The 2,543-nt window shown below is 40.7% G+C and carries 2 protein-coding genes and 1 other RNA gene; all 3 read left to right on the plus strand.

Translation table 11 applies throughout. The features are described 5' to 3' along the window. Nucleotides 1-212 precede the first annotated feature (212 nt). The 3 genes from ffs to AC1DPZ_RS25385 all read left to right on the plus strand — a co-directional run bounded on the left by ffs (nt 213) and on the right by AC1DPZ_RS25385 (nt 2,528). An RNA gene (gene ffs, locus AC1DPZ_RS25375) (signal recognition particle sRNA small type) lies at nt 213-311 on the plus strand. Nucleotides 312-479: 168 nt separating this feature from the next. Then, nucleotides 480-1,442 carry a YpdA family putative bacillithiol disulfide reductase gene (locus tag AC1DPZ_RS25380; protein WP_477408724.1) on the plus strand — a complete coding sequence of 321 codons (963 nt, stop codon included), beginning with the start codon at nt 480-482 and terminating at the stop codon, nt 1,440-1,442. Nucleotides 1,443-1,886: 444 nt separating this feature from the next. Continuing rightward, nucleotides 1,887-2,528 (plus strand): GNAT family N-acetyltransferase, encoded by a 642-nt coding sequence (locus AC1DPZ_RS25385; protein WP_477408726.1) that lies wholly within the window; start codon nt 1,887-1,889, stop codon nt 2,526-2,528. The last annotated feature ends 15 nt before the right edge of the window (nt 2,529-2,543 follow it).

Here is a 2,543-nt window from a genome sequence, read left to right on the forward strand (position 1 = left end):
GCACCTCTCGGTGGCAAAGGCTACGAAATATTCTTAGGCTATTTTCAAAGTCCATGAGTTTGGATTTAAAAGAATCAAAAAACCTTTGCCATCAATTCTTCAAATGATATGTTATTGAAGTAATTACAAAATTATCAGCTTAGCTATCAGCAGTTAAGCCTTTTTTAACAATTTATTAACCAAAAACGTATCATTTTTCTATATTTGCGCCGGGGTAAGTCTTTTACGGCCAGCTCCTCTTGAACTCCCCCAGGGTGGGAACACAGCAAGGGTAGAGAGTTGAGCGGCGCGATAAAAGTAGCTTACCCTTTTTTTGTGCCTATATTTTTCTGGCCGGAAGTAATAATATCGAACGCCGAATATTGGCCAAACAAAAAATCGGTATTCGACATTCAAAATTCGTTATTCCATATTAAAAAGTTCTAAATGCGGTTATATCCTACCGCGAATCTCTCTTAAAAACTGCCTATCTTCGCAGCATGCTCGATATACTAATAATAGGTGGCGGTCCCATCGGCCTTACTTGCGGACTTGCAGCACAAAAAGCAGGTTTAGGTTTTATTATTGTTGAAAAAGGCTGCCTGGTTAATTCGCTGTACAACTACCCCTCAACCATGACGTTTTTCTCCACATCCGAGAAACTGGAGATTGGTGGAGTGCCATTTGTAACCGCTCATAACAAACCTACCCGTAACGATGCGCTGGAGTATTATCGCAGGGTTGCTTTATCAAACCACCTGCCTTTAAATTTATTTGAGGAGGTTACCAATGTAAAAGCCGAAGATGGTGGTTTTACCGTCACTACAAGCAAAGCAACTTATAACGCGAAAAAAGTGATCCTTTGTACGGGCTTTTATGATATCGCTGTTAAACTCAATATTCCTGGCGAGGATCTGCCAAAAGTAAAACACTATTACCACGACCCGCATTATTATACATCACAAAAGGTTGTGGTTGTGGGTTCAAGCAATTCGGCTATAGATGTGGCTTTAGAAACCTATCGTAAAGGTGCCGAAGTAACCCTTGTAGTGCGCGGACCTGAGATTAGCAACAGGGTTAAATACTGGGTAAGGCCAGATATTATCAACCGGATAAAAGAAGGCAGTATCAAGGCATATTTCAACGCTAACCTGCAAGTAGTACGTGAGCATGAGGTCGATATTAAAACCGCCGATGGCCTCATCACCATACCCAATGATTTTGTAATGGCCATGACGGGTTATAAACCCAATTTCGATTTCCTGAAAAAGCTGGGTATCGTCCTGTCCGAAGATAAATTTATCCCGCAATACAATCACGAAACGATGGAAACCAACCTGCCCGGTTTGTACCTCGCCGGTGTAGTTTGCGGCGGAATGGATACACATTTATGGTTTATTGAAAACTCACGCATACATGCGGATATGATATTGAATGATATAGTGAAAAAAGTGAATGGTTGATTGAGCGAGCGGTTGATTGAGTTATTTTGAACCTTAATTCGCCTATTAAATAATTTCTTAAGCTGGTATAATTGATCCTCAAATTTCCAAATCCTCAAATTTTCAAATTAACTCCCACCAACTAAATCATTTTTTTCTTGTATAAGTAAAAATTTATGGCCTAATTTGCACCCAAATTAAAAACACAGTAATACAATCAAAAAAAATGAATCAACCAAGCTTAAATAAGCCCGCAATAAGAGCAACATTTGCTCCGGCTGCCGCTGCTTTGGGTTCAACTGTTTTTTTATGCTGCCCTCCCCGACGAAGGCCCTATATGCCACGGGTTTGAATTACTTTCTCGTCCTGAACCACCACAAAAGAGTTATTAAACTTCTTTTAAAAAAAGCCATCTAATTATTAAGGCATCAAAAGCCAATTAATTTAACGGTAATATCTATTTAAATGACCATACAAGATTTTGATATTCAGGTTGCTACAGCACAGCATGTAGATTTTGCCACAATGATATGCGATGAAATGGCCGAATCGGCCAAAGCACGTGGTACGGGCATTGCACAACGTTCACCAGAATATGTTGCCAACAAAATGCTGGAAGGCAAGGCAGTTATAGCTTTACATAAAGACGGCACCTGGGCCGGTTTTTGTTACATCGAAACATGGAGCCATGGCGACTTTGTTGCCAATTCCGGCCTCATTGTTAACCCTCAGTTTCGTAAAGTTGGTTTGGCGAAAGCCATTAAGCATGCCATCTTTCAGCTTTCACGTAAAAAATATCCCGACGCTAAAATATTCGGATTAACCACTGGTTTGGCAGTAATGCGCATTAATTCAGAAATTGGGTACGAGCCTGTTACCTACTCTGAACTAACCCAGGATGAAAACTTCTGGGCCGGCTGCAAAAGCTGCGTTAACTATGACATACTGATGAGTAAGGATCGCAAAAACTGCATGTGCACCGCCATGCTGTTTGATCCCGCCGAAAAACAAAAGCAGGATGAAGATAAAATGAAACGCATTACACATAAAGCCACTTTGCTTGAACGGATTGAGAACGCGATAAAGAAGCGCATAGGACAGGAATAGGTGAAAGGCAAAAGG

Source organism: Mucilaginibacter sp. P4_G9, from assembly GCF_056400985.1.